Below are 20,763 nucleotides of genomic sequence, written 5' to 3' on the forward strand. Positions count from 1 at the left end.
GCCCAGCGAGGTGTAGCGGGGGCCTACCCGGGCAACTCGGTCGACCATGGGTGCAGGAGTGCGCAACGCCGCCCAGCTCCTCGGTGAGCGGTACCGGCTGATCGAGCAGCTCGGCGCGGGCGGGATGTCCGTGGTGTGGCGCGGCTACGACCAGGTGCTCGGCCGTCAGGTCGCGGTGAAGGTGCTCGCCTCCCGGCTGGCCACCGACCGGGCCTTCCGGCACCGGATCCGGATCGAGGCGCAGGCCGCCGCCCGGCTCTGCCACCCCAACATCACCAACGTGTACGACTACGGCGAGTCCGAGCAGGTCGGGCTGACCGTGCCGTACGTGGTGATGGAGCTGGTGGACGGCGGCCCGCTCACCGCGCGGCTCGGCCGCGACGGGCAGCTGCCCTGGCGGGAGGCGGTGACCATCGGGGCCGAGGTGACCTCGGCGCTGGCCACCGCGCACGCCCGGGGGGTGGTGCACCGGGACGTCACCCCGGGCAACGTCATGCTGACCGCCACCGGGGTGAAGGTGGTCGACTTCGGCATCTCCGCGCTGGTCGGGGAGAGCGAGAAGGGGCCGGACGGCACCCTGCTCGGCACCCCCGCCTACCTCGCCCCGGAACGCCTCGACAACGGCCAGGTCTCCCCGGCCACCGACGTGTACGCCGTCGGGCTGCTGCTCTACCGGATGCTCACCGGGCGGCTGCCCTGGCAGGCCAGCACCACCACCCAGATGCTGCGGGCGCACATGTACCACGACCCGGAGCCGATGCCGCCGGTGCGCGGGCTGCCCGACGAGGTGGTCGAGCTGGTCGGCCGCTGCCTGGCCAAGCGTCCCGAGGACCGGCCGGCGACGACCGAGGTGGCGCGTACCCTCGCCGGCGCGGCCGGGATGGTCGCGGCCGTGCCGGTGTCCCCGGCCCCCGGGCGGGGAGATCCGGCCCTGCTCGCCAACGCGGGCACCACGATCCTGCCCTGGTCGGCCGACACCGACGCGCTGCCCTTCTCGGGCCGGACCCGCAACCGCCGGGCCGCCGCGCGCCGCCGCCGGATCGAGGCCGGGGTGGTCGCGGTGGGTCTCGTCGCGGTGACCGCGGCGATCTGGGGGGTGACCTCGCGCAGCCCGGCCAGCGGCGGGGTCGACCGGCCCACCGAGGCCCGGATGGGGTTGGCCGAACCCACCCCGTGCGAGGTCGAGTACGCGCTGCGCAGCGACTCCGGCAGGGACTTCGCCGCCCAGCTCACGCTGACCAACACCGGCCCCCGGGAGCTGCGCGACTGGACGATGAGCTTCGCCTTCCCCGGCCAGCAGACCGTCACCACGACCACCCCGGGAGTACGCCAGGAGGGGCGCACGGTCCGGGTCACCCCGGCGGCCGGACGCGCCGCGCTGGCCCCGGGCGCGTCCGAGAAGGTCGCGCTGACCGGCCGGTACACCGGCGGCAACCCGCTGCCGCTGGAGTTCACCGTCGGCGAGTCGAGCTGCGGGGTGCGGGTCTCCGGGGTCGCCGGCAGCGCCCCGGTGGTGAAGCCGCCGACGGTGAAGAAGCCGGCGGCGAAGAAACCGGCGGTGAAGAAGCCGGCGAAGGCGTCCGGCAAGGGCGGTTCCGGCGGTGGGGCCGCCCCGGCGAAGCCCAAGCCGAAGGCCGAGAAGCCCGGCAAGGGGCCGGGGTCGGCCGCGGGCAAGGGGCCGGCGGGCAAGGGGCCGGGTGGGGCGGCGGGCAAGCCGGGGCGGTGACCGGGCGGGGCTGAGCCTCAGCGCAGGGCCGCGAACTGTTGCACCTGGGCGATCCCGCCCTCGACGACCAGGATGCTGCCCGGCCCCAGCAGGGTGTCCGGCTCGGCGTACCGGAAGGGCTCCCCGGCCGGTTTGGCGCCGACCACCATCACCCCGTACCGCTCCTGCAGGGCCAGCCCGTCGAGGCGGTGGCCGACCAGCGGCGGGGGGACCGGCACCTTGGCGATGGCGAAGTCGTCGCCGAACTCCATGAAGTCGAGCATCCGGCTGACGATCAGGTGGGCCACCCGTTCGCCGGTCTCCGCCTCGGGGAAGACCACGTGGTGGGCGCCGACCGAGGCCAGGATCTTGGCATGCTTCCGGGAGGTCGCCCGCGCCCAGATCTGCGGTACGCCCACCTCGGTCAACGCCAGCACGGTGAGCACGCTGGCCTCCACCGAGGCGCCGATGGCGACCACCACCCGGCGGAAGTCACCGATGCCGAGCTGCCGCAGCGCCTGTTCCTCGGTGGCGTCGGCCTGCACCACCCGGTCCAGCGAGGCCGACCAGCGTTGCACCCGTGCGGCGTCGTGGTCCACGGCGAGCACCTGGTGGCCGAGCCGGGCCAACGCCCCGGCCAGGTGGCAGCCGAACCGGCCCAGCCCGATCACGGCGATGTCGCCGCTGTCCTCGCTCCTAGCCGACAACGGGTTGCTCCTTCGGGTAGCGGTAGAGCCGACGTCGGGTGTTCAACGCGATCGCCGAGCCGAGGGTGAGCGGCCCGATCCGGCCGATGTACATCAGCACGGTCAGCACCAGCTGGCCCGACCAGGACAACCGCTCGGCGAGCCCGACGGTGAGGCCGGTGGTGCTGAACGCGGAGACCACCTCGAACACCGTGTCGTTGAACCGGACGCCGGTGGTGAGCACGGTCAGCCACAGCGTGCCGACGGTCACCAGCGCCACGCTGAGCAGCGTCACGGTCAGCGCCTGGCGCTGGCTGGCCACGGCGATCCGGCGGCGGCCCACGGTGACGTCGGGTTCGCCGCGCAGTTCGGCCCAGATGACGAATCCGAGCAGGAAGAACGTGGAGACCTTGATGCCACCGGCGGTGCTGGCGCTGCCGCCGCCGATGAACATCAGGGCGACGAGCAGGGGAAAACTCTCCTCGCTCAACGCCGACACGTTGATCACGTCGAAGCCGCCGGTACGGCTGAGCGCGATCTGGGTGAAGGCGGCGAGCAGCTTGCCGGCGGTGTCGTAGGTGCCGATGGTGAACGGGTTGGCCCACTCGGCGGCGAGCAGGCCGACGAACCCGGTGGCCAGCAGCGCCAGGGTGCCCCAGACGGTCAGCTTGGTGGCCACCGTCCAACGGGCCGGGCGACGCCGCTGCCGGAACGCCTCGAACAGGGCGGGGAAGCCCAGCCCGCCGACGACCGCGCCGAGGGCCAGCGGCAGCGTCACCCACGGGTCGCGGGCGAAGGCGACCAGGCCCTCGGAGTAGAGGCTGAACCCGCCGTTGTTGAACGCCTGGACCGAGTGGAACACCCCGGACCACAGCGCCCGGCCCGGCGGATAGTGGTAGGTCAGCCAGAGCCGTCCGGTGACCACGACGGTCATCACCAGTTCGCAGCCGAACACCGTGCCGGCGATGTGCATCAGCAGGCGGCGGATGTCGCCGATGCCGTAGTCGGTGGCCTCCGCCTGCACCAGCAGCCGGTTACGCAGCCCGAGCTGGCGGGTCACGGCCAGGCTGACCAGGGCCGCGCCGGTGAGGATACCGAGGCCGCCGACCTGGGTGAGCACGGTGATCATCACCAGCCCGAACCCGTTCCAGTAGTTCGGGGTGTCGGTGACGTTCATGCCGGTGACCGAGACCGCCGAGGTGGCGGTGAAGAGGGCGGTGACCAGCGGGGTGTAGTGGTGCGCGCTGGTGGCCCAGGGCAGCATCAGCAGGCCGGTGCCGATCACGATCGCCACCAGGAAACCGAACGGCACCAGCCGGACGGGGTGACGAAGGAACCGGCGCACCAGACAATCCTGTCGATTCCGGCGCGATCGGGCCGGTGAATCGCGTATCCCGGGTCGCCCCGGTTTTCCCGCCGGGTTTCCACCTGGCGGCCTTCCCGCCGGTCTCCCCGCAGGGTTCACCTGGCGGCCAGGCGACGGGCAACTGGCGGTCAGCCGCGCCCGGTCTGCTGTGAGCACCACTCGACACCCGCTGGGGCGTACCGGTGCTGGGCCGGAAGCCCATCGACCAAGGAGATCGCGTTGCGACGTACCCTTTCCGCCCTCGGTGTGGCCGGCGCGCTGCTCGCCGTGGCCGTCGCCGTCCCGGTGGCCGTGCCCGGCGCGGCCTCGGCCCGCGAGGACGACGCGGACCGCTCCGACCGTGCGGACCGGGCCACCCACCGGCCCGTGGTGATCGGCCACCGGGGGGCCAGCGGCTACCGCCCGGAGCACACCCTGGAGGCGTACCGGTTGGCGATCCGGATGGGGGCCGACTACATCGAGCCGGACCTGGTCTCCACCCGGGACCGGGTGCTGGTCGCCCGGCACGAGAACGAGATCTCCGGTACGACCGACGTGGCCGCCCGCCCCGAGTTCGCCGGCCGCAAGGCCACCAGGACCATCGACGGGGTGCCGGTCACCGGCTGGTTCACCGAGGACTTCACCCTGGCCGAGCTCAAGACGCTGCGGGCCAAGGAGCGGCTGCCCCAGGTGCGGGTGGCGAACACCGCCTTCGACGGCCGGTTCGAGGTGCCCACCTTCCAGGAGGTGCTGGACCTGGCCCGCGCCGAGTCGAAGGCCCGGGGCCGCACCATCGGCGTCTACCCGGAGACCAAGCACCCCAGCTACTTCGCCTCGATCGGGCTGCCGCTGGAGGAGCCGCTGGTCGCGGTGCTGCGCCGCAACAAGCTCACCCACCGTGGCGACCCGGTCTTCATCCAGTCCTTCGAGACCGCCAACCTGCGCAAGCTCGACAAGATGACCGACGTGCCGCTGGTCCAGCTCCTCGACGCCACCGGCCAGCCGTACGACTTCACCGCCGCCGGTGACCCGCGCACCTACCAGGACCTGGCGACCGCCGCCGGCCTGCGCGGGATCGCCCGGTACGCCGACGGGGTGGGCCTCAACAAGAACCTGATCGTCCCCCGGGACGCCACCGGCAAGCTGCTCGCCCCGACCAGGGTGATCCGCGACGCGCACCGGCACAACCTCGTGGTGCACGCCTGGACCTTCCGCGCCGAGAACCAGTTCCTCCCGGTCGACTTCCGGATCGGGGCCGACCCGAACGCCCGGGGCGACATCACCGCCGAGTACGAACTCTTCCTCGGCCTCGGCCTGGACGGCGTCTTCGCCGACCAGCCCGACACCGCCGTCGCCGCCCGCGCCGGCCTGGCCACCCGCTGACCGCTCGCGCCCGGTCGGGCGCCTGATCACCTCAATGTGGCCGGGGTAGCGGTATCCGGGTCGTCCGGACACCGCTACCCCGGCCCACAGGAGTCACTCCCGTCAGCTGGGCCTACAGTCGGGCCATGGGCATCGACGGGCCGTCGGCAGGAAGCTCCGGTAGGGTGCGTGCCGTCTACCCCGGCAGCTTCGACCCCTTCACCCCCGGGCATCTGGACGTGGTGGACCGGGCGCGCAGGCTCTTCGACGAGGTGGTCGTGCTCGTCGCGGTCAACAGCGCGAAGCATCCCGGCCTCGACGAACACCAGCGGGCCGCCGCCGTCCGGACGGGCCTGCCGGCGGGATGGACCTCCGTCACGGTCGCCGCCTGGCGCGGGTTGACGGCCGACTACTGCCTCCGCCACGGGGCGGCAGTAATCGTCCGGGGTGTGCGGAACACGACAGACCTCCAGGCCGAGTGCCGGCTCGCCGCGATGAACGAGTCACTGGGTGTCCCCACGGTTTTCCTGCCCGCCCAGCCCGAACTGGCGGCGATGTCGTCGACCGCCGCCCGCACGCTGGGGACGTCGCTGCCGCGATCGGGGTAGCGCGGACGTCGGGGTCCAGGCCGCCAGCGTGGTCGGGGTAGCCCGGGCGGGCGGTCCAGGTCGCCGGATTGTGGAGAGTTGTTGCCGCCCTGGCGACGATAACTCTCCACAATCCAGCGACTGAGCCGGTGGGGATCCGCCCGGACGGTCAACGGGTGCGGGGTGGCGCGGATGCAGGGTGGGTCAGGTCGTCGTGCAGCGCCTGGAGCCGGTCCCGGCAGCGCAGCACCAGGCCGGCGATCTCGTCGAAGGTCGCCGCGTCGACGCGGTTACCGTCGAGCCACAATGCGCGTACGGCCGTCCGGCCCTGCACGAGGTACGTCGCGGCCGCCTCGACCAGCCCGACGAACTCGGCACGGTGGGCCGGGGGAGCGAGGTGGGCGGCGCGTCGCGCCACCTGCACCGGCTCGCCGGGACCGGTGAAGATCGTGGGAAGGTCGCCGCCCTCAGCCTGACCGGTGCCGATGCTGGCGAGGAGGTACTCCAGCTCGGTCGCGGCCAGCGTCAGCCTGCCGACGGCCAGGACGGTCTCCTCGGTGAGTCGCCGCATCGGCCCACCCTAACGAACCGAACACCGGCGGTCGGCCCATCGACGATCCGCAAAGCCTGGCCGCTCTGCTGCTCACCGCCGGAGGTCCCCGGGTCACCGCGTTGCCGGGCGGTCGGGCTGCTACGTGGAGGGTTCGGCGACGTAGGTGCCCCGGCCGGGCTGACCGGTGATCAGCTCCCGGTCGTGCAGCAGTGACATCGCCCGATAGGCGGTATTCATGCTGACGTCATATTGGTCGGCGATCTGACGGGTCGAGGGCAGCTTGTCGCCCGGCTTCAGTTCACCGCTCTTGATCTTCGCAGTGAAGTCATTGGCGATCACCTTGTAGGGCGCAGGCGCAGTGGGCATGGTAAGGACTCCGGTTGGTTCGGCATCCCTGATCTTGCCCTACCTGCACAAGTAACTGCAACAAGTTGTCGACACCCCGGTAACTGGGGGTCGACTATCGCTAGATACTGGTGTAGGTTTTGGCTGTCTCGCTCCGGTTGGTTCGGCAGACCTCGGGGGCGGACACCAGGGGTTGGCTCCGGGGCCGTACCGCCGCACAGGGCTGCGGTCCCGACGCCGGTGACCCGGCCCGCGTCCCCTGTCCGCGGGCCGGGTCACCTTCCACGGCACCGAATGGAACGCGACCCGGAAGGTGACCCATGCACATCCTGCTGTCCCTGCTCCGCCGGCTGTCCGGTCGCCGCCCGTGGCGCGGCCGGGAACCTGGTGCGCAGCCCAGCGGGTCGGAACGACACTGGCCGGAGCGCCCGCCGAACGGCGGTTGGTACCGGTCGCGGGCGTGCCGGCCGCTGACCGCCGGAGAGGTCCGGCGACGACAGTTCCGGCTGGTCAAGCGGGGGCTCGATCCGGTGGAGGTGGACGCCTTCCTGCACCGGGTCGCCGCCGACCTGGCAACGGCGCGGCGCGACCTCGCCCTGACCCGGGAGGAGAACCAGCGGATCAAACAGGCGTTGCGCTCCTGGCGTACCCACTTCACCTCGGACGTGCGGTGGTGACCCGGGAGCGGTTCGTCGTCCACCTACCGGTGGCCGCCGACGACCTGGCCGCCGCCCAGGGACTCGCCCGCGCGATCACCCGGGCACTCGCCTCCCTGCCCGACGTCGACCCGGGCACCACCACCGTCTCCCACGAGGACGACCAGCCGACCACCACGGCGACTGCGCGCCCAACCGGCGGTGGCGGGGGGCGAGCGCAGCCGGCACCGGACAACCCGCCGGTTCGTCGTCCGGCGGTGGACGGTAGGTAGGGCACCGGGCGGGGCGCGGCCCCCCGTGTGGCCGCGCCCCGCCCGGTGCCGGTACCTGTGGATCAGCCGTTCAGCAGCTCGTACGCCGAGGCCGGTGCCGTCTGCACCTGGTCACCGCTCGGTGCGGCGAGGCTCGGCGCCTTGCCGAAGTCGTAGTAGCGGGTGACCACCGTGTGGGCCTTCGCCTTGCCTGCCGCCGGGACCTTCAGGGTCAGCGAACCGAGGTTGCCGTCCGCTCCGACGACCGCGGTGAACGGCACCTGCCTGGCAGCCGGGCCGAGCGCGGCCACGTCGACGTCGTCCACCGCCTGGGCCGCCTGGTCGCTCGCGGTCAGATCGATGAAGCCGGTGTACGTGCCGGAGCCCTTGTCCTGCACCGTTGACGCGCTCTCGATGAGCACGCCGGTGTTGCCCGGGTCGGCGCCCTCGTACACGAGGTTGTCCGCCTCGTCCTTGATCTTGGACGGGTCCAGCTTCATCCAGCGCTTCGGCAACTTCATCGCCTCGTGCAGGCCGTCGATGCCGGTCAGCTTCACCCGCATCCAGACCCGGTCGTCGATCACCCGCATCGACATGGTCATCGTGAAGGCGGGGTCGGTGCTCCGCTGCGAGAAGGTCAACTCCGTCGCCTCGGCGGCCGGGTCGACCACCCCGGAGACCTTGTCGGCACCCCCGGAGTGGGTGAACCGGAAGCGCGGGTCGTCGTCGTCCGGCACGGCGGCCAGCAGGGCGGTCTTGGGATCGGGCGAGGGGGACGTCGACGGAGCTGGCGGCGTCGCCCCGGCGGAACTCCGGTCGGGTACGGCGCAACCCGTGAGGAGGACGGTGGCGGTCAGCAGGGCGCTCCCGGTGGCTGCGACCCGCCGGATGCTCCCGGTGGTGCCGGTTCGCTGTGTCATGTCGTTGACTCACTTTCACTGCGCTGGCCGATTGCTGGCGAGATCCTGCATGGACAGCACCGCCGTACCGCTGCCGTTATGCTGCCGTCCGGCTGCCGTGCACTGCCGTGCCGCACGGCCGGGGGCGTCAGGAGCGGAAACCGCGTGTCAGAGCCGTTGCGTTTCCAGGTGCTCGGGCCGCAGCTCGCCTGGTGCGGGGAGCGGCTGGTCGATCTCGGTCCCGGAAAGCAGCGCGCCGTGCTGGCGGTCCTGCTCCTCTCCGCCGGTCGACCGGTGCCCACCTTCCAGATGATCGACGCGGTCTGGCCGGAGGACCCGCCCGCGAACGGACCCAACGTGGTGCAGAAGTACGTCGCGGGGTTACGCCGGGTGCTGGAGCCGGAACGGTCACCCCGGGCGCCCGGACAGGTGATCACCCGCACCGATGCCGGCTACCTGCTGCGGGTGGATCCGGCGGCGGTGGACGCGTTCCGTTTCGAACGGGGCGTACGGCAGGCGGAGCAGCACCGGGCTGCGGGCCGTACCGGTGAGGCGGCAGCCGAGCTGCGGGCGGCGCTGGAGCTGTGGCACGGCGAGCCGTTCGGCGGACTCACCGGCCCGGTGCTGGAGGCGGCCCGGCAGCGCCTGGTGGAGATCCGGGCCGGTGCGCTGGAGTCATGGGCTGAACTCCGACTGGACCAGGGGCGGCATCGGGAGCTGGTCGGTGAGCTGGTGGAACTGGTGGCCGAGTTCCCGGTGCGGGAGCGGCTGCGGCACCAGTTCATGTTGGCGCTGTACCGCAGCGGTCGGCAGGCCGAGGCGTTGGCGGCGTACCGCGAGATCGACGACCTGCTCCGGGAGGAACACGGCATCGAACCGGGGGAGGCGCTGCGCGACCTGCACCGACGAATCCTCCGCGCCGACCCGGCGCTCACTCCCCCCGCCGCCCGCAGCACCGACCCTTCCGGCACCGAGGCTCCCGGCACCGACCCTTCCGGCACCGACCCTTCCGGCACCGAGTCTCCTGGCCCTGGAGGTGATGGTGCGTGTGATGTCGGCGGCGGGCGGGCTGGCTGGCCGGCGGCGCGGGCCGAGGAGCCGCTACCGCCTGCTCCGGTGCCCCCGGTGGCGGACGGTCGGCCCGCCGGCAGCACGCCGGCGTCGTGGGCCGCCGCCCCACCGCTGCCTGGTCCGTCCCCACTGCCGCCGCCCTTCGCCCTGCGGCCCCCACATCTCGACACGCCGCACCGGCGTCGGCCCGGCCCCCGCGACCCGGTGCCGCGCTGGATGAGCAACACCGCCACAGCGGTCGGTACCGCGCTGGTGTTGCTCTCGTTCGGCTGCGTGACGTGGCTGGTGATCCTCGGGTACGCGATCTGGCGGCGCAGTTGGCGGCTGGCGGTGGCGGGCGTCGGATACCTCGCCGCGACCTCCTGGCTCGTGTACGACATCGCCCGGTTCGACCCTGCGGTGGAAGGGCCGGGGTGGCAGGCGTTCCTGGGCCTCAGCCTGGTGCTCCTCTGCTGGCCGGTGGGCGCCGGGCACGTGCTCCTGCTCAGCAGGCGGGTGTGGGGGGCGATCACCAACCGGGCCGCCGGCCTCCAGCTACGCGCCGAGGAGCAGCGGGTACGCCGCGAGCAGGCCCGCTACCTGCTGCACCACTACCCGGCCAGCCGGTACCAGTTCGCCATCGGCCGCCCCGACCTGTTCCGCACCTTCGACGACGGTGGTCTGATCGATGTCAACGCAGTCGCCGACCAGGTGCTCCTCACTCTTGCCGGATTGACTGAACGGCAGGGCCGCCAGGTGGCCATGGACCGGTGGCTCCGTGGGCCGTACGGGTCGATGGAGGAGTTGGCCGGGCGTTGCGCGCTGCCACTCGCGAGGACTGAAGCACTCCGTGACGTCCTGGTCTTCCTTCCGCCCGGCGTGCCTGCCTCCACCCCACCCGACAGGCCGGTGCCGACGGCGGATGGTTGACCGGTGGAAGGGTCGGTCAGGGCTGGTAGACATGTCGGATGAGTGGGGACCGGGTGGCGGTGCGGGAGCGGGCCGAGGCGGTGTTGCGCCGGCTGGCCGGTGAGCACGCCCGGCTGCGGGAGGACCAGTGGCGGGCGATCGAGGCGCTGGTGGTCGACCGGCGTCGGGTGCTCTGCGTGCAGCGCACCGGGTGGGGCAAGTCGGCGGTCTACTTCGTGGCCACCGCCCTGCTGCGTGAGCACGGTGAGCACGGGCCGACGGTCATCGTCTCGCCGCTGCTGGCGTTGATGCGCAACCAGGTGGAGGCGGCGGCCCGCGCCGGCATCCGGGCGCGCACCATCAACTCGGCCAACCTCGACGAGTGGGACGAGATCACCGCCGAGATCCACGCGGGCGCGGTGGACGTGCTGTTGATCAGCCCCGAGCGGCTCAACAACCCCGACTTCCGGGACACCGTGCTGCCGAGGCTGGCCGCCACCACCGGCCTGCTGGTGGTCGACGAGGCGCACTGCGTCTCCGACTGGGGGCACGACTTCCGGCCCGACTACCGCCGGCTGCGCACTTTCCTGGGCAACCTGCCGGAGCGGACGCCGGTGCTCGCCACCACCGCCACCGCCAACGAGCGGGTGACCCGGGACGTCGCCGAGCAACTCGGCACCGAACAGGATTCGGCGCCCGACCGGGCCGCGCGACGGGCCGACGTGCTGGTGCTGCGGGGCACGCTGGACCGGGAGTCGCTGCGGCTGGGCGTGCTCGACCTGCCCAGCCCGGCACACCGGCTGGCCTGGCTCGCCGACCACCTGGACGCGCTGCCCGGCTCCGGGATCGTCTACACGCTCACTGTGGCGGCGGCCACCGAGACCGCCGAGTTCCTCCGGGCGCGCGGCTGGTCGGTGGCCTCCTACACCGGCCAGGCCGAGGACGCCGACCGCCGCGCCGCCGAACAGGACCTCCTCGACAACAAGATCAAGGCGCTGGTGGCGACCAGCGCGCTCGGGATGGGGTTCGACAAGCCCGACCTCGGTTTCGTGGTGCACCTCGGTGCGCCGCCCTCGCCGATCGCCTACTACCAGCAGGTCGGCCGCGCCGGCCGGGCCGTCGAACACGCCGAGGTGCTGCTGCTGCCGGGGGTCGAGGACGCCGCCATCTGGCGCTACTTCGCCTCGCTGGCGTTCCCGCCCGAGGAGCAGGTGCGTGCCGTGCTGGCCGCCCTGCACACCGACCGGCCGCTCTCCACCCAGGCCCTGGAACCCATCGTCGACCTGCGGCGGACCCGCCTGGAGTTGATGCTCAAGGTGCTCGACGTCGACGGCGCGGTCCGCCGGGTGCGCGGCGGCTGGCTCGCCACCGGCGAGCCGTGGACCTACGACGAGGCCCGGCTGCGTCGGGTCGCCCAGGCCCGCACCGCCGAACAGCAGGCCATGCGCGAGTACGCCGGCACGACCGGCTGCCGGATGCGCTACCTGCGGGAATGCCTGGACGACAGCGGGGCGGACGACTGCGGCCGGTGCGACCGCTGCGCCACGCCGCTGTTCACCGCCGAGGTCTCCGGCCCCGCGTTGACCGCCGCGCAGAGCTTCCTCGGCCGTCCCGGGGTGCAGATCGCCCCCAAGAAGCTCTGGCCGACCGGGCTCGACGCGGTCGGCGTACCGCTGAAGGGGCGGATCCCGCCCACGGAGCAGGCGCTGCCCGGCCGGGCCGTGGGGCGGCTGTCCGACCTCGGCTGGGGTGGCCGGCTGCGCGGCCTGGTCGGCCCGGACACGGCCGACGGCCCGGTCCCCGACGACGTGGCGGCGGCTGTGGTGGAGGTGCTGAAGGCTTGGGCGCACGGTGACGACCCGTGGCCGCGCCGCCCGGCCGGTGTGGTCGCGGTCGGCTCCCGCAGCCACCCGGCCCTGGTCGCCTCGCTCGCCGAGCGGATCGCCACGGTCGGCCGGCTGCCGCTGCTCGGCGCGGTCACCCCGGTCGGCCCGGCCGGGGCCGGCGGGCCGCGCGGCAACAGCGCCCAGCGGGTACGCGCCCTGCACGACGCCTTCAGCCTCCCCGACGAGGTGGCCGGGGCGCTGGCCGGACTGGACGGCCCGGTACTGCTCGTCGACGACCTGGTCGACTCCGGCTGGACGATGACGATGGCGGCCCGCCTGCTGCGCCGGGCCGGCGCCCCCGACGTCCTCCCGCTCGCCCTCGCCCTCGCCGGCTGACCCCCTCGCCCTCGCCCGGCTGGCCCGCTCGCCCGGCTGGTCCGCTCGCCCGGCTGGTCCGCCCTCGCCGGCGGGCCGGTCCGCCGCCGGTCGAATCACCGCACCGCCGACCGCCGCGAAGTTCCCCGGCCGGCGGTAATGCGACCGGCGCCACGGTGACCGGCCGCTGCCCGGTCGCCGACGGCGGCGGCGGTACGGTGGGCGGATGGCCGACCAGCGATCCGTCACCCGGCCGGCCGACCCGGCGGACCAGGGTGCGTCGGCCGCCGACGAGGGTGCCGCCGTGCCGGCCGGACCCGCAGTGCCGGCCGGACCCGCCGTGTCGGCTGCCGGGGCACGAGCCCCGGCGCCGGTGGACCGCCGCGACTCGACCGACGACCGGGAGGCCCCGCAGCCCGCCGGGCGGGCGCTGTCCGGGGGACCGACATCCGCCGGGTGGGCGCTGTCCGGGGGGTCGACGTCCGCCGGGGCGCGGTCGGCGGGGCCGGCGGTCGGACCGGACCGGGCCACGCTGCGGCTGGCGCTGGTGGTCGGTGGACTGGCGCTGGCCGTCCTGCTCGGCTTCGGTCTCGGCCGGGCCGACGGAAGGCCGATCGACCGTACGGCGGCGACCGTCGGGACCGCCGCCGGGGACCACAGCCACGCTCCGGGCACCGGCGCGCACCAGCACGACGCCACTGCCGGGCAGCCGGCCGGCGACGGGGCCACCGGCCTGTCGGTCACCTCCGACGGCTACACGCTCACCCCGTCGGGCGGGGAGTTCGTCGCCGGGCGGGCGGGTGAACTGCGGTTCCAGATCCGGGACGCCCAGCGGCGACCGGTCACCCGGTTCGCGGTCGTGCACGACAAGCCGATGCACCTGATCGTGGTACGCCGCGACCTCACCGGATTCCAGCACCTGCACCCGACGATGGCCGCCGACGGCACCTGGTCGATCCCGCTGACCCTGCCGCAGCCGGGCGTCTGGCGGGCGTACACCGATTTCACCGTGGTCGCCGACGACGGGCGGCAGACCCCGGCGACGCTGGGCGTGGACCTGGTCGCACCGGGGGACTACGCACCCCGCCCGCTGCCCGCCCCGGCCACCCGCGCGAACGTGGCCGGGTTCACCGTCGACTACACGGGCACCCCACAGGTGGGTGCCGCCGTACCGCTGCGGTTCCAGGTCCGCGACGGGGCCGGGCGGCCCGCCGCCCTGGAGCGCTACCTCGGCGCGTACGGGCACCTGGTCGCCCTCCGCGAGGGCGATCTGGGCTACCTGCACGTGCACCCCGAACCCGGGCCGACCGGTGACACGGTGACCTTCTGGCTGACCGCGCCCGGCCCCGGCAGCTACCGGATGTATCTGGACTTCCAGGTGGCGGACGTGGTGCGGACCGCGGAGTTCACCCTGAGCGTCCGCTGACCCCGGCTCAGCCGGCCCGGCGGACCGGGCGGCGGGCCAGGTAACGCAGCAGATCCCGGATGTGGTGCTTCTCCTCGGCGGGCACCGACGGGTCGGCCAGCCGGTCGAGGATCACCCGGACGTCCGCCTCCACCGGGCCGTCGTCGGCGCGGCGGCGGGGCACCGGCCCCGAGTCGGGCAGGCCGAGCGCCCGGAAGGCCGCCGCCACCGGCAGATCGAGGGCGGCGCAGAAGCCGCGCACCTTGGCCAGCTCGGGGTAGTCCTGCCAGTCACCGGCGAGCCACCGGAAGACGGTGGACCGGCCGACACCGGTGTGGGCCGCGAGGTCGGTCACCGTCCAACCCCGCTCGTCACGGGCGTCGTCGATGGCCCGCCGCACGAAACGGGCGAACGCCATCTGTGGTGAGACCTCGGTCGAAGCCATGCCGGTGAGATCGTCCCCTCTCCGGGGAGGTCGGGTGTCCGGTGTGCCCTTCGAGGGTAGTACGACCGCCGGCCGGCGTGACTCCCCGACCGGCCGTCCAGGTCGACGACAGGCCCGTCGTGGGACCGCGCCGCAGGTGGCAGTCGTTCCGGGTGCGGTCGGCGAGCGGCGACGATTGCCGTCCGTCACCTAAAATCGACGGGTCACCGACCTGTCCCGGCAGTATCGACGGGTCACCGACCTGTCCCGGCAGTATCGACGGGTCACCGACCTGTCCCGGCAGCACCGAGGAGGAGCAGGATGGCCGAACCCGATCGTCCGGTGCCGCACCGCCCGGGTGCGGTCAGCCTCTTCTTCGTCGCCAAGGCGGGCGTGTTCGCCGTGGGCTTCTGGAGCTGGCTGCTGGTGCTGGTGACGACCGGTGACCGGGTGACCGGGGCGCACGTGCTGGCCGCCGCCGGCGCCGTCACCACCTCACTGGTGGGGGTGGTGCTCGGCGTCCGGTTGGCGCTGCAACGCAGCGCCGCGGCCCGGCACGCCGAACTCAAACGGCTCCTGGTCGACATCTCCTGGAACGCCTTCACCGCCGCCGGCAACGCCGAGACGTCCGGCACGGTGGTGCCGTTCCCCACGCTGTCCGGCGACGACGAGCGGGGCACCCGCGAACGGGTCTCCCCGGTGTTCGACCGGTCCACCGGGGAGCGGCCCGGCGGTCGGGGCGGCAACCGGCGTCGCTGAGCCCGGCCATTCCCGCCGGTCGGGGCGGCGGTCGACCCTGCTCCGGTCGGTCGGGGCGGCGGCCTGCCTTGCTCCTGCCGGCCGGGGCGGCGGTCGGCGTCGCTGAGCCGTGCCTCAGTGCCCGGCGGTCGGCGTGGGGTGGTCGGCCAGCAGGGTCGACAGGCGTGGGGTGACCTGCCACTGGTCGACCAGCTGCCGGTACTCGGCCGCCACCCCGTCGTCGCCCGGGTCGCCGGGTGCCCGCTGCGGGCGGGCGGTACCGCCGCCGGTGCCCGGGTCGCCGCCGGAGCCGTTACGGCGGGCGCGGATCAGCAGGTTCCGGGGGGTGTGCCGGGAGTCGACGAACTCGACCACCTCGGCCCGGTAGCCGTGCGTCCGCAGCAACCCGGCGCGCAGCGCGTCGGTGAGCACGTCGGCGAAGCGTTCCCGCAGGATGCCCTGCCGGGTCAGCAGTTCGTAGGGCGCCGGGGCCGGTCGGGCGCGCAACTGCGCCGCGAGGTCGTGGTGGCAGCACGGGGCGGCGAGGATCCAGCGGGCCTGCCAGCGCACCGCCCGGGCCAGCGCCTCGTCGGTGGCGGTGTCGCAGGCGTGCAGCGCGAGGACCAGGTCGGGGGCGGGCTCCACCACGGCGTCGGCGATGGTGCCGGCGACGAAGGACACCCGGTCGCCCCAGCCGAGGCGCTCGGCCAGCTCGGTGTTGCGCCGCCGCTGGTCCTCCCGGACGTCCACCCCGACGAGGTCCACGTCCAGCCCGCGGCCGGTCAGGTACCGGTACGCGGCGAAGGTCAGGTAGGCATTGCCGCAGCCCAGGTCGACCACGCGCAGTCGGCCGGTGAGGTCGTCGGGGAGAGTGGCGGCCAACGCGCGCAGGAAGGCGTCCACCTGTCGCCGTTTGGCGGCGCTGCCACCGATCTCCGCGAAGATCGGGTCTCCCGGGTCGAGGAGGTACTCCTTGGCCCGGTCGTGGCCCTCCGGCCCGGCCGCCGGACGGCTGGCCGCCGCCCGGTGCACCTGGGCGTCGCCGGACTTGGTCACCCGGAGCTGGAGGGTGGCCCTGGCGGTCTCCACGTGCCAGTTGCCGAACGGCTCGGCGAGCAGCGCGTCGACCGCCGCGTCGGCGTCCGGGCCGCCCGGCACCACGTTCTGGGTGTACGGCCGTACCCCGTCGGAGGTGGAGATCTGCAACCGGGTGCCGGCCTTGAGGGCGACCGGGCGGAGCTCGGCGCGTACCACGGAGGGACGTTGCCCCCGGCGTCGGCCGGCGGCGACGGCGCGGGTCAGGGCGGGGTCGAGCAGCAACGCCCGCACCTCGGTCAGGGCGACGTCCAACGGTTCCGGCATCCTGCCATCATCCTTCCCGCCCGACCGGTGCCGCGGCCGGGCCGTCCCCGGGTGTCCCGCGCCGCACCGGTGCCCACCCGCAGCATCCCGCTGCAAACCGCGACTCAGAGTGGCCTCAAGATCAGATTGCAGTTTTGCAGACGACACGCCGATGCAAGTACGCGAAATCGCAACCTGATCATGGTGCCCCCACCAGCAAGCGTCGTTCGGACGCCGACCGTCCCTCAAACTCCCGGGGTGACGTCGGTTGCTCGTGTCCGGGGGCCAGACGAGGGCCGACGGCCTCCGGCCTGGCTCCCGCCTCGCTCCGGACCTGGCTCCGGGCTTGGACGGTGGGGTGGCGTTCGTGCACACCGCCGACGTCCGCACCGGGTGCGAGCGAGACATCCCCCGGACCGTCAGCGCGGGCCGGGGGATGTCGGTGTTGCCTGTCAGTCGGCGGTGGCCTCGGCCGGCGTGTCCGTGCCGGAACCGCCGCCACGGCGACGCCGACGGCGACGGGGCCGGGTCGACTCGCCCTCGATGGCCGGCCCTGCGGCCGAGGTGGCCGTGCCGGTGGTGCCGGTGGTCGTGCCGGTGGTGCCGGTCGTCGTGCTGGCGGTGCCGGTGGTCGTGCCGGTGGTGCCGGTGGTCGTGCCGGTGGACTCCCCGCCGGTCACCGTGGTCGACTCGCCCGCGACCACCTCGCCGGCCCGGCGACGACGCCGGTGACGCGGGGTGCGGGTGCCCTCCTCGGCCGTCTCCACGGCTGCGGAGGGGGCATCCGGCGCGTCGGTGCCGGGGCGACCCCGACGCCGCTCGCCCCGACCGCCGCCGGTGCCCCGGCCGCCGCTGTCGCCACGACCGCGGCCCTCGCCGCGCCGGGAGCCCCGGCCACCGCCCTCACCCCGGCCGGACCGGCCACCCAGGTCCTCCTCGACCTCGGCGGAGAGCCCGGCGCGGGTCCGCTCGGCGGTCGGCAGGGTGCCCGTCATCTCGGGCGAGATGTCCAGGTCGGTGTAGAGGTGCGGGGAGGTGTGGTACGTCTCCGGCGGCTCGGGCATGTCCAGGCCGAGCGTCTTGTCGATGATCCGCCAGCGGGGCATGTCGTCCCAGTCGACGAAGGTGACCGCGACACCGGTCGCCCCGGCCCGGCCGGTACGGCCGATCCGGTGGGTGTAGGTGTCCTGGTCCTCGGGGCAGTCGTAGTTGATGACGTGGGTGACGCCGCTGACGTCGATGCCCCGGGCGGCCACGTCGGTGGCGACCAGGGTGTCGATCTTGCCGGCCCGGAACGCGCGCAGCGCCCGCTCCCGCGCGCCCTGACCCAGGTCACCGTGCACGGCGGCCACCGCGAAGCCCCGGAAGTCGAGATCCTCGGCGACCCGGTCGGCGGCCCGCTTGGTGCGGGTGAAGATCATGGTGAGCCCGCGTCCCTCGGCCTGGAGGATCCGCGCCACGATCTCGATCTTGTTCATCGAGTGGGTGCGGTACGCCAGCTGCTGGGTCTGCGGCGACGGGCCGGTCTCGGCGGTGTGCCCGGCGTGGATCGTCACCGGTCGGCGCAGGAACCGCCGGGAGAGGGTGACGATCGGGTCCGGCATGGTGGCCGAGAAGAGCATGGTCTGCCGGTCCTCCGGCAGCATCGCCAGGATCTTCTCGACGTCGTCGAGGAAGCCCAGGTCGAGCATCCGGTCGGCCTCGTCGAGCACCAGCGCGCGGACCCGGTCCAGCCGCAGGTGCTTCTGCTTCTGCAGGTCCATCAGCCGGCCCGGGGTGCCGACCAGGATCTCCACGCCCTTGCGCAGCGCGTCGATCTGCGGCTCGTACGCCACCCCTCCGTAGATCGGCAGCACCCGTACGCCCCGGGTGCGGCCGGCGGCGGCGAGGTCCTTGGCCACCTGGATGCCCAGCTCACGGGTGGGGACGACGACCAGTGCCTGCGGCACGCCGTCGCTGCCCTCGCCCGGTGCCAGCACCCGCTCCAGCAGCGGCACGCCGAAGCCGAGCGTCTTGCCGGTGCCGGTCGGCGCCTGGCCGATCATGTCGGTGCCCCGAAGCGCGATCGGGATGGCGTACTCCTGGATCGCGAAGGCACGGGTGATACCCGCTGTGGCCAGGGCCTCGACGGTTTCGGGCCGCGCGCCCAGCGCGGCGAAGGTGGGGGCCTCCGGACGGACCGGGGCGGTGGGGACCAGTTCCTGGCCCTCCAACTGATCGAGAATCTGTTCGCTCATCTGGATCTGGGGGTGCCCTCTCGTGGTGCGCCCCGTTTTGTCCTCAGGGCGCGTTCGGTATGGCGCGGGCCACGCGATCGGCGGCGGAGAATCGCCGCGCCGGACCGGGCCGCACGCGCGCCGCAGGCAGGACTTCGATCAGATCGGCGCCCACGGCAACTACCCCATCTTACCCGAGCAGGCCGGTGCACGCCCCTGACCTGGATGACCGGCTTTCGCCGGGGGTGATAAATGTGACCTGGGCCACTGCTGCCGGGCCGGGCGGGACTTCGCCCCGGGCGAGGGTGGCGGGGCTGGCGTTGGTCGGTCCGGCCTGCGGCGGGAGTGCCCGCCGCAGGGGCCGGACCGGCTCAGCGAACGGTGAAACCGACCGCGCGGGGGGACGCCTCGGCGATCTCGACGTAGGCGACCTTGCCGACCGGCACGATCACCCGTCGACCCTTCTCGTCGGTCAGGGACAGCGTCCCCTCGGCCGTGGCGAAGGCGTCGGTCACGATCTGCTCGATCTCGGCCGGCGACTGCGCGCTCTCCAGAACCAGCTCGCGCGGCGCGTACTGCACGCCGATCTTGACCTCCACTGTGCCTCCTCAGGTGGGCGAGATAGCCGCCGATCGGAAGGCTATCCGATCTCGGGGCCGGATGTTCAGGTCGACTCACCCTGGAGCGGGAAGCTCGCGATGCCCCGCCAGGACAGCGCCGCGACCAGCGCCTCCGCCTCGGCCTTCGGCACCTGCCGGCCACCGGCCAGCCAGAACTGGGCGGCGGTCTCGGCCGCCCCGACCAGACCGGAGGCGAGCAGCTCGGCGTGCGCCCGGCTGACCCCGGTGTCCGAGATGATGGTGTCGGTGATCGCCGCGATGCAGCCCTGCTCCACCCGCTCCACCCGCTGCCGGACCGCCGGGTCGTTGCGCAGGTCGGATTCGAAGACGAGCCGGAACGCCTCGCTCTCGTGGTCGACGAAGTCGAAGTACGCCCGCACCGATGCGCCGACCCGTTCCTTGTTGTCCTGGGTTCCGCGCATCGCGTCGTGCACCTTGGCGACGATGGCGTCACAGTGCGTGTCGAGCAGCGCCAGATACAGATCCATCTTTCCGGGGAAGTGCTGGTACAGCACCGGCTTGGAAACCCCGGCCCGCTCGGCGATGTCGTCCATCGCGGCGGCGTGGTACCCCTGCGCTACGAACACCTCCTGCGCTGCGGCGAGTAGCTGCTTACGGCGTGCTGAACGGGGTAGCCGGGTAGGCCGGCCGGTAGTCTGCGCACCGTTCCCCACAGCGGTCACGGGAACCTCCGAGTTTCGTCGTTCCAGCCGGCACTTTTACCCCGTACCGGTCAGGACACTCACCCGGCCCCGGAATTGGCCCGCCGCTGTAACTTATCGCCACTGTCACCACACGGTAGCCTCAGCGGGGGCGACCAAGGAGCGCGCGGTGAGTGAATCAGGGCAACCCGGTGCCGCCACCCCGGGAGAGCATGACGACGGTACGGGTCAGCAGGACGACCTGGCCCGTTCCGTCAGTGGGTGGGCGCCTGCGACCGGGTGGTCCGACGGGGCCGACGCCCCGGGTTACCGGGAGACCGGCTCACCGTGGAACCGGGCCGACCCCGCCGCGGGCTGGAGCGGGTCGCCCGCGCGGCACGGTGACCTGCCTGCACCGTTCGTCTCCCCGCCGGGCGGTGTGGACGCCCCGCGCAACGGCCGGGCACCCCGCAATGGTCACGACTCGGCACCGGATTTCCCGGCCCCTGCCCGTCGCCCGGTGAGCGCCCCACCCGGCGACCCCCGTCACCCCGCCGACGACCTGCGGACCGACGGCGACGACCGGCTCGTCGTCCCCGCCCAGCGGCCGATGCCGCCGACTGGGCAGCAGCACCACCCGGAGTCCGCCCGGCACTCCTCGGACGACCCCTCCGCGCCCGGCGGCGGGCGCTGGCCCGGGAGTGACCTGCCCTCCTCGGCCCCACCGGCGATGCAGGTCCCCCCGGTGGGCACGGCCGCCTCCGGATTCGAGGTGCCACCCGGTTTCCACGCCCCGGAGCGGGGCGCGGCCGAGTCGTCCCCGACCGGC

Annotated in this window: 19 protein-coding genes; 9 read left to right on the top strand and 10 right to left on the bottom strand. The window is 73.5% G+C overall.

The genetic code is table 11. The features are described 5' to 3' along the window. The first annotated feature begins 46 nt into the window (after positions 1-46). Positions 47-1,726, top strand: coding sequence for a serine/threonine-protein kinase (locus GA0070623_RS21605; protein WP_067310491.1), 1,680 nt, complete (start codon positions 47-49; stop codon positions 1,724-1,726). 17 nt (positions 1,727-1,743) lie between these two features. Here GA0070623_RS21605 and GA0070623_RS21610 read toward each other — a convergent pair whose 3' ends face one another. Further along, entirely contained in the window at positions 1,744-2,412 is a 669-nt protein-coding gene (locus GA0070623_RS21610; protein WP_089004143.1) for a potassium channel family protein, read from the bottom strand. Continuing rightward, positions 2,402-3,736: a TrkH family potassium uptake protein gene (locus GA0070623_RS21615; protein ID WP_067310497.1), complete on the bottom strand. Its 1,335-nt coding sequence runs from the start codon at positions 3,734-3,736 to the stop codon at positions 2,402-2,404. Before GA0070623_RS21615 ends, GA0070623_RS21610 begins: the two co-directional genes overlap by 11 nt. 240 nt (positions 3,737-3,976) lie before the next feature. Here GA0070623_RS21615 and GA0070623_RS21620 point away from each other — a divergent pair, with 240 nt between their 5' ends. Both GA0070623_RS21620 and coaD read left to right on the top strand, forming a co-directional pair. Then, on the top strand, positions 3,977-5,119 hold the full coding sequence (locus tag GA0070623_RS21620; RefSeq protein ID WP_067310500.1) for a glycerophosphodiester phosphodiesterase: 1,143 nt from the start codon (positions 3,977-3,979) through the stop codon (positions 5,117-5,119). Positions 5,120-5,283: 164 nt separating this feature from the next. After that, positions 5,284-5,706 carry a pantetheine-phosphate adenylyltransferase gene (coaD, locus tag GA0070623_RS21625; protein ID WP_231932520.1) on the top strand — a complete coding sequence of 141 codons (423 nt, stop codon included), beginning with the start codon at positions 5,284-5,286 and terminating at the stop codon, positions 5,704-5,706. 148 nt (positions 5,707-5,854) lie between these two features. On the opposite strand, the gene GA0070623_RS21630 is transcribed toward coaD, so the two are convergent. Further along, complete coding sequence (locus GA0070623_RS21630; protein ID WP_067310506.1) at positions 5,855-6,256, bottom strand: hypothetical protein; 402 nt, start codon at positions 6,254-6,256, stop codon at positions 5,855-5,857. A 120-nt stretch (positions 6,257-6,376) separates the two neighbouring features. Beyond that, on the bottom strand, positions 6,377-6,604 hold the full coding sequence (locus tag GA0070623_RS21635) for a winged helix-turn-helix domain-containing protein (RefSeq protein ID WP_067310509.1): 228 nt from the start codon (positions 6,602-6,604) through the stop codon (positions 6,377-6,379). Positions 6,605-6,903: 299 nt separating this feature from the next. Between GA0070623_RS21635 and GA0070623_RS21640 the strand changes: the two genes are divergently transcribed. Then, on the top strand, positions 6,904-7,260 hold the full coding sequence (locus GA0070623_RS21640) for a DivIVA domain-containing protein (RefSeq protein WP_084261398.1): 357 nt from the start codon (positions 6,904-6,906) through the stop codon (positions 7,258-7,260). After that, positions 7,257-7,511: a hypothetical protein gene (locus GA0070623_RS21645; protein WP_157517570.1), complete on the top strand. Its 255-nt coding sequence runs from the start codon at positions 7,257-7,259 to the stop codon at positions 7,509-7,511. Before GA0070623_RS21640 ends, GA0070623_RS21645 begins: the two co-directional genes overlap by 4 nt. A gap of 62 nt (positions 7,512-7,573) precedes the next feature. Here GA0070623_RS21645 and GA0070623_RS21650 read toward each other — a convergent pair whose 3' ends face one another. Then, positions 7,574-8,410, bottom strand: a complete 837-nt coding sequence (locus tag GA0070623_RS21650; RefSeq protein ID WP_067310515.1) for a hypothetical protein — start codon at positions 8,408-8,410, stop codon at positions 7,574-7,576. A gap of 144 nt (positions 8,411-8,554) precedes the next feature. On the opposite strand from GA0070623_RS21650, the gene GA0070623_RS21655 reads away from it, so the two are divergent. The 3 genes from GA0070623_RS21655 to GA0070623_RS21665 all read left to right on the top strand — a co-directional run bounded on the left by GA0070623_RS21655 (position 8,555) and on the right by GA0070623_RS21665 (position 13,975). Further along, the gene (locus tag GA0070623_RS21655; RefSeq protein ID WP_067310518.1) at positions 8,555-10,369 is read left to right on the top strand and encodes an AfsR/SARP family transcriptional regulator; all 1,815 of its coding nucleotides are present in this window, start codon (positions 8,555-8,557) and stop codon (positions 10,367-10,369) included. A gap of 38 nt (positions 10,370-10,407) precedes the next feature. After that, entirely contained in the window at positions 10,408-12,570 is a 2,163-nt protein-coding gene (locus tag GA0070623_RS21660; RefSeq protein ID WP_067310521.1) for a RecQ family ATP-dependent DNA helicase, read from the top strand. A gap of 205 nt (positions 12,571-12,775) precedes the next feature. Further along, entirely contained in the window at positions 12,776-13,975 is a 1,200-nt protein-coding gene (locus tag GA0070623_RS21665) for a hypothetical protein (protein ID WP_331715187.1), read from the top strand. Between the two features lie 7 nt (positions 13,976-13,982). Here GA0070623_RS21665 and GA0070623_RS21670 read toward each other — a convergent pair whose 3' ends face one another. After that, entirely contained in the window at positions 13,983-14,399 is a 417-nt protein-coding gene (locus tag GA0070623_RS21670; RefSeq protein ID WP_067310523.1) for a helix-turn-helix domain-containing protein, read from the bottom strand. A 300-nt stretch (positions 14,400-14,699) separates the two neighbouring features. Here GA0070623_RS21670 and GA0070623_RS21675 point away from each other — a divergent pair, with 300 nt between their 5' ends. Further along, positions 14,700-15,137, top strand: coding sequence for a hypothetical protein (locus GA0070623_RS21675; RefSeq protein WP_067315188.1), 438 nt, complete (start codon positions 14,700-14,702; stop codon positions 15,135-15,137). Positions 15,138-15,251: 114 nt separating this feature from the next. Here the strand turns inward: GA0070623_RS21675 and GA0070623_RS21680 are convergent, their stop codons facing one another. The 4 genes from GA0070623_RS21680 to GA0070623_RS21695 form a co-directional block, all read right to left on the bottom strand. Beyond that, positions 15,252-16,478 carry a class I SAM-dependent methyltransferase gene (locus GA0070623_RS21680; RefSeq protein WP_067315190.1) on the bottom strand — a complete coding sequence of 409 codons (1,227 nt, stop codon included), beginning with the start codon at positions 16,476-16,478 and terminating at the stop codon, positions 15,252-15,254. Between the two features lie 431 nt (positions 16,479-16,909). Further along, positions 16,910-18,694: a DEAD/DEAH box helicase gene (locus GA0070623_RS21685; protein WP_067315192.1), complete on the bottom strand. Its 1,785-nt coding sequence runs from the start codon at positions 18,692-18,694 to the stop codon at positions 16,910-16,912. A gap of 350 nt (positions 18,695-19,044) precedes the next feature. Then, complete coding sequence (locus tag GA0070623_RS21690; RefSeq protein WP_067315195.1) at positions 19,045-19,272, bottom strand: DUF3107 domain-containing protein; 228 nt, start codon at positions 19,270-19,272, stop codon at positions 19,045-19,047. A 65-nt stretch (positions 19,273-19,337) separates the two neighbouring features. Beyond that, positions 19,338-19,976 carry a TetR/AcrR family transcriptional regulator gene (locus GA0070623_RS21695; protein WP_067315197.1) on the bottom strand — a complete coding sequence of 213 codons (639 nt, stop codon included), beginning with the start codon at positions 19,974-19,976 and terminating at the stop codon, positions 19,338-19,340. Between the last annotated feature and the right edge of the window lie 787 nt (positions 19,977-20,763).

Origin of the sequence: Micromonospora rifamycinica (assembly GCF_900090265.1) — a bacterium.
GTDB classification, from domain to species: Bacteria; Actinomycetota; Actinomycetes; order Mycobacteriales; family Micromonosporaceae; genus Micromonospora; species Micromonospora rifamycinica.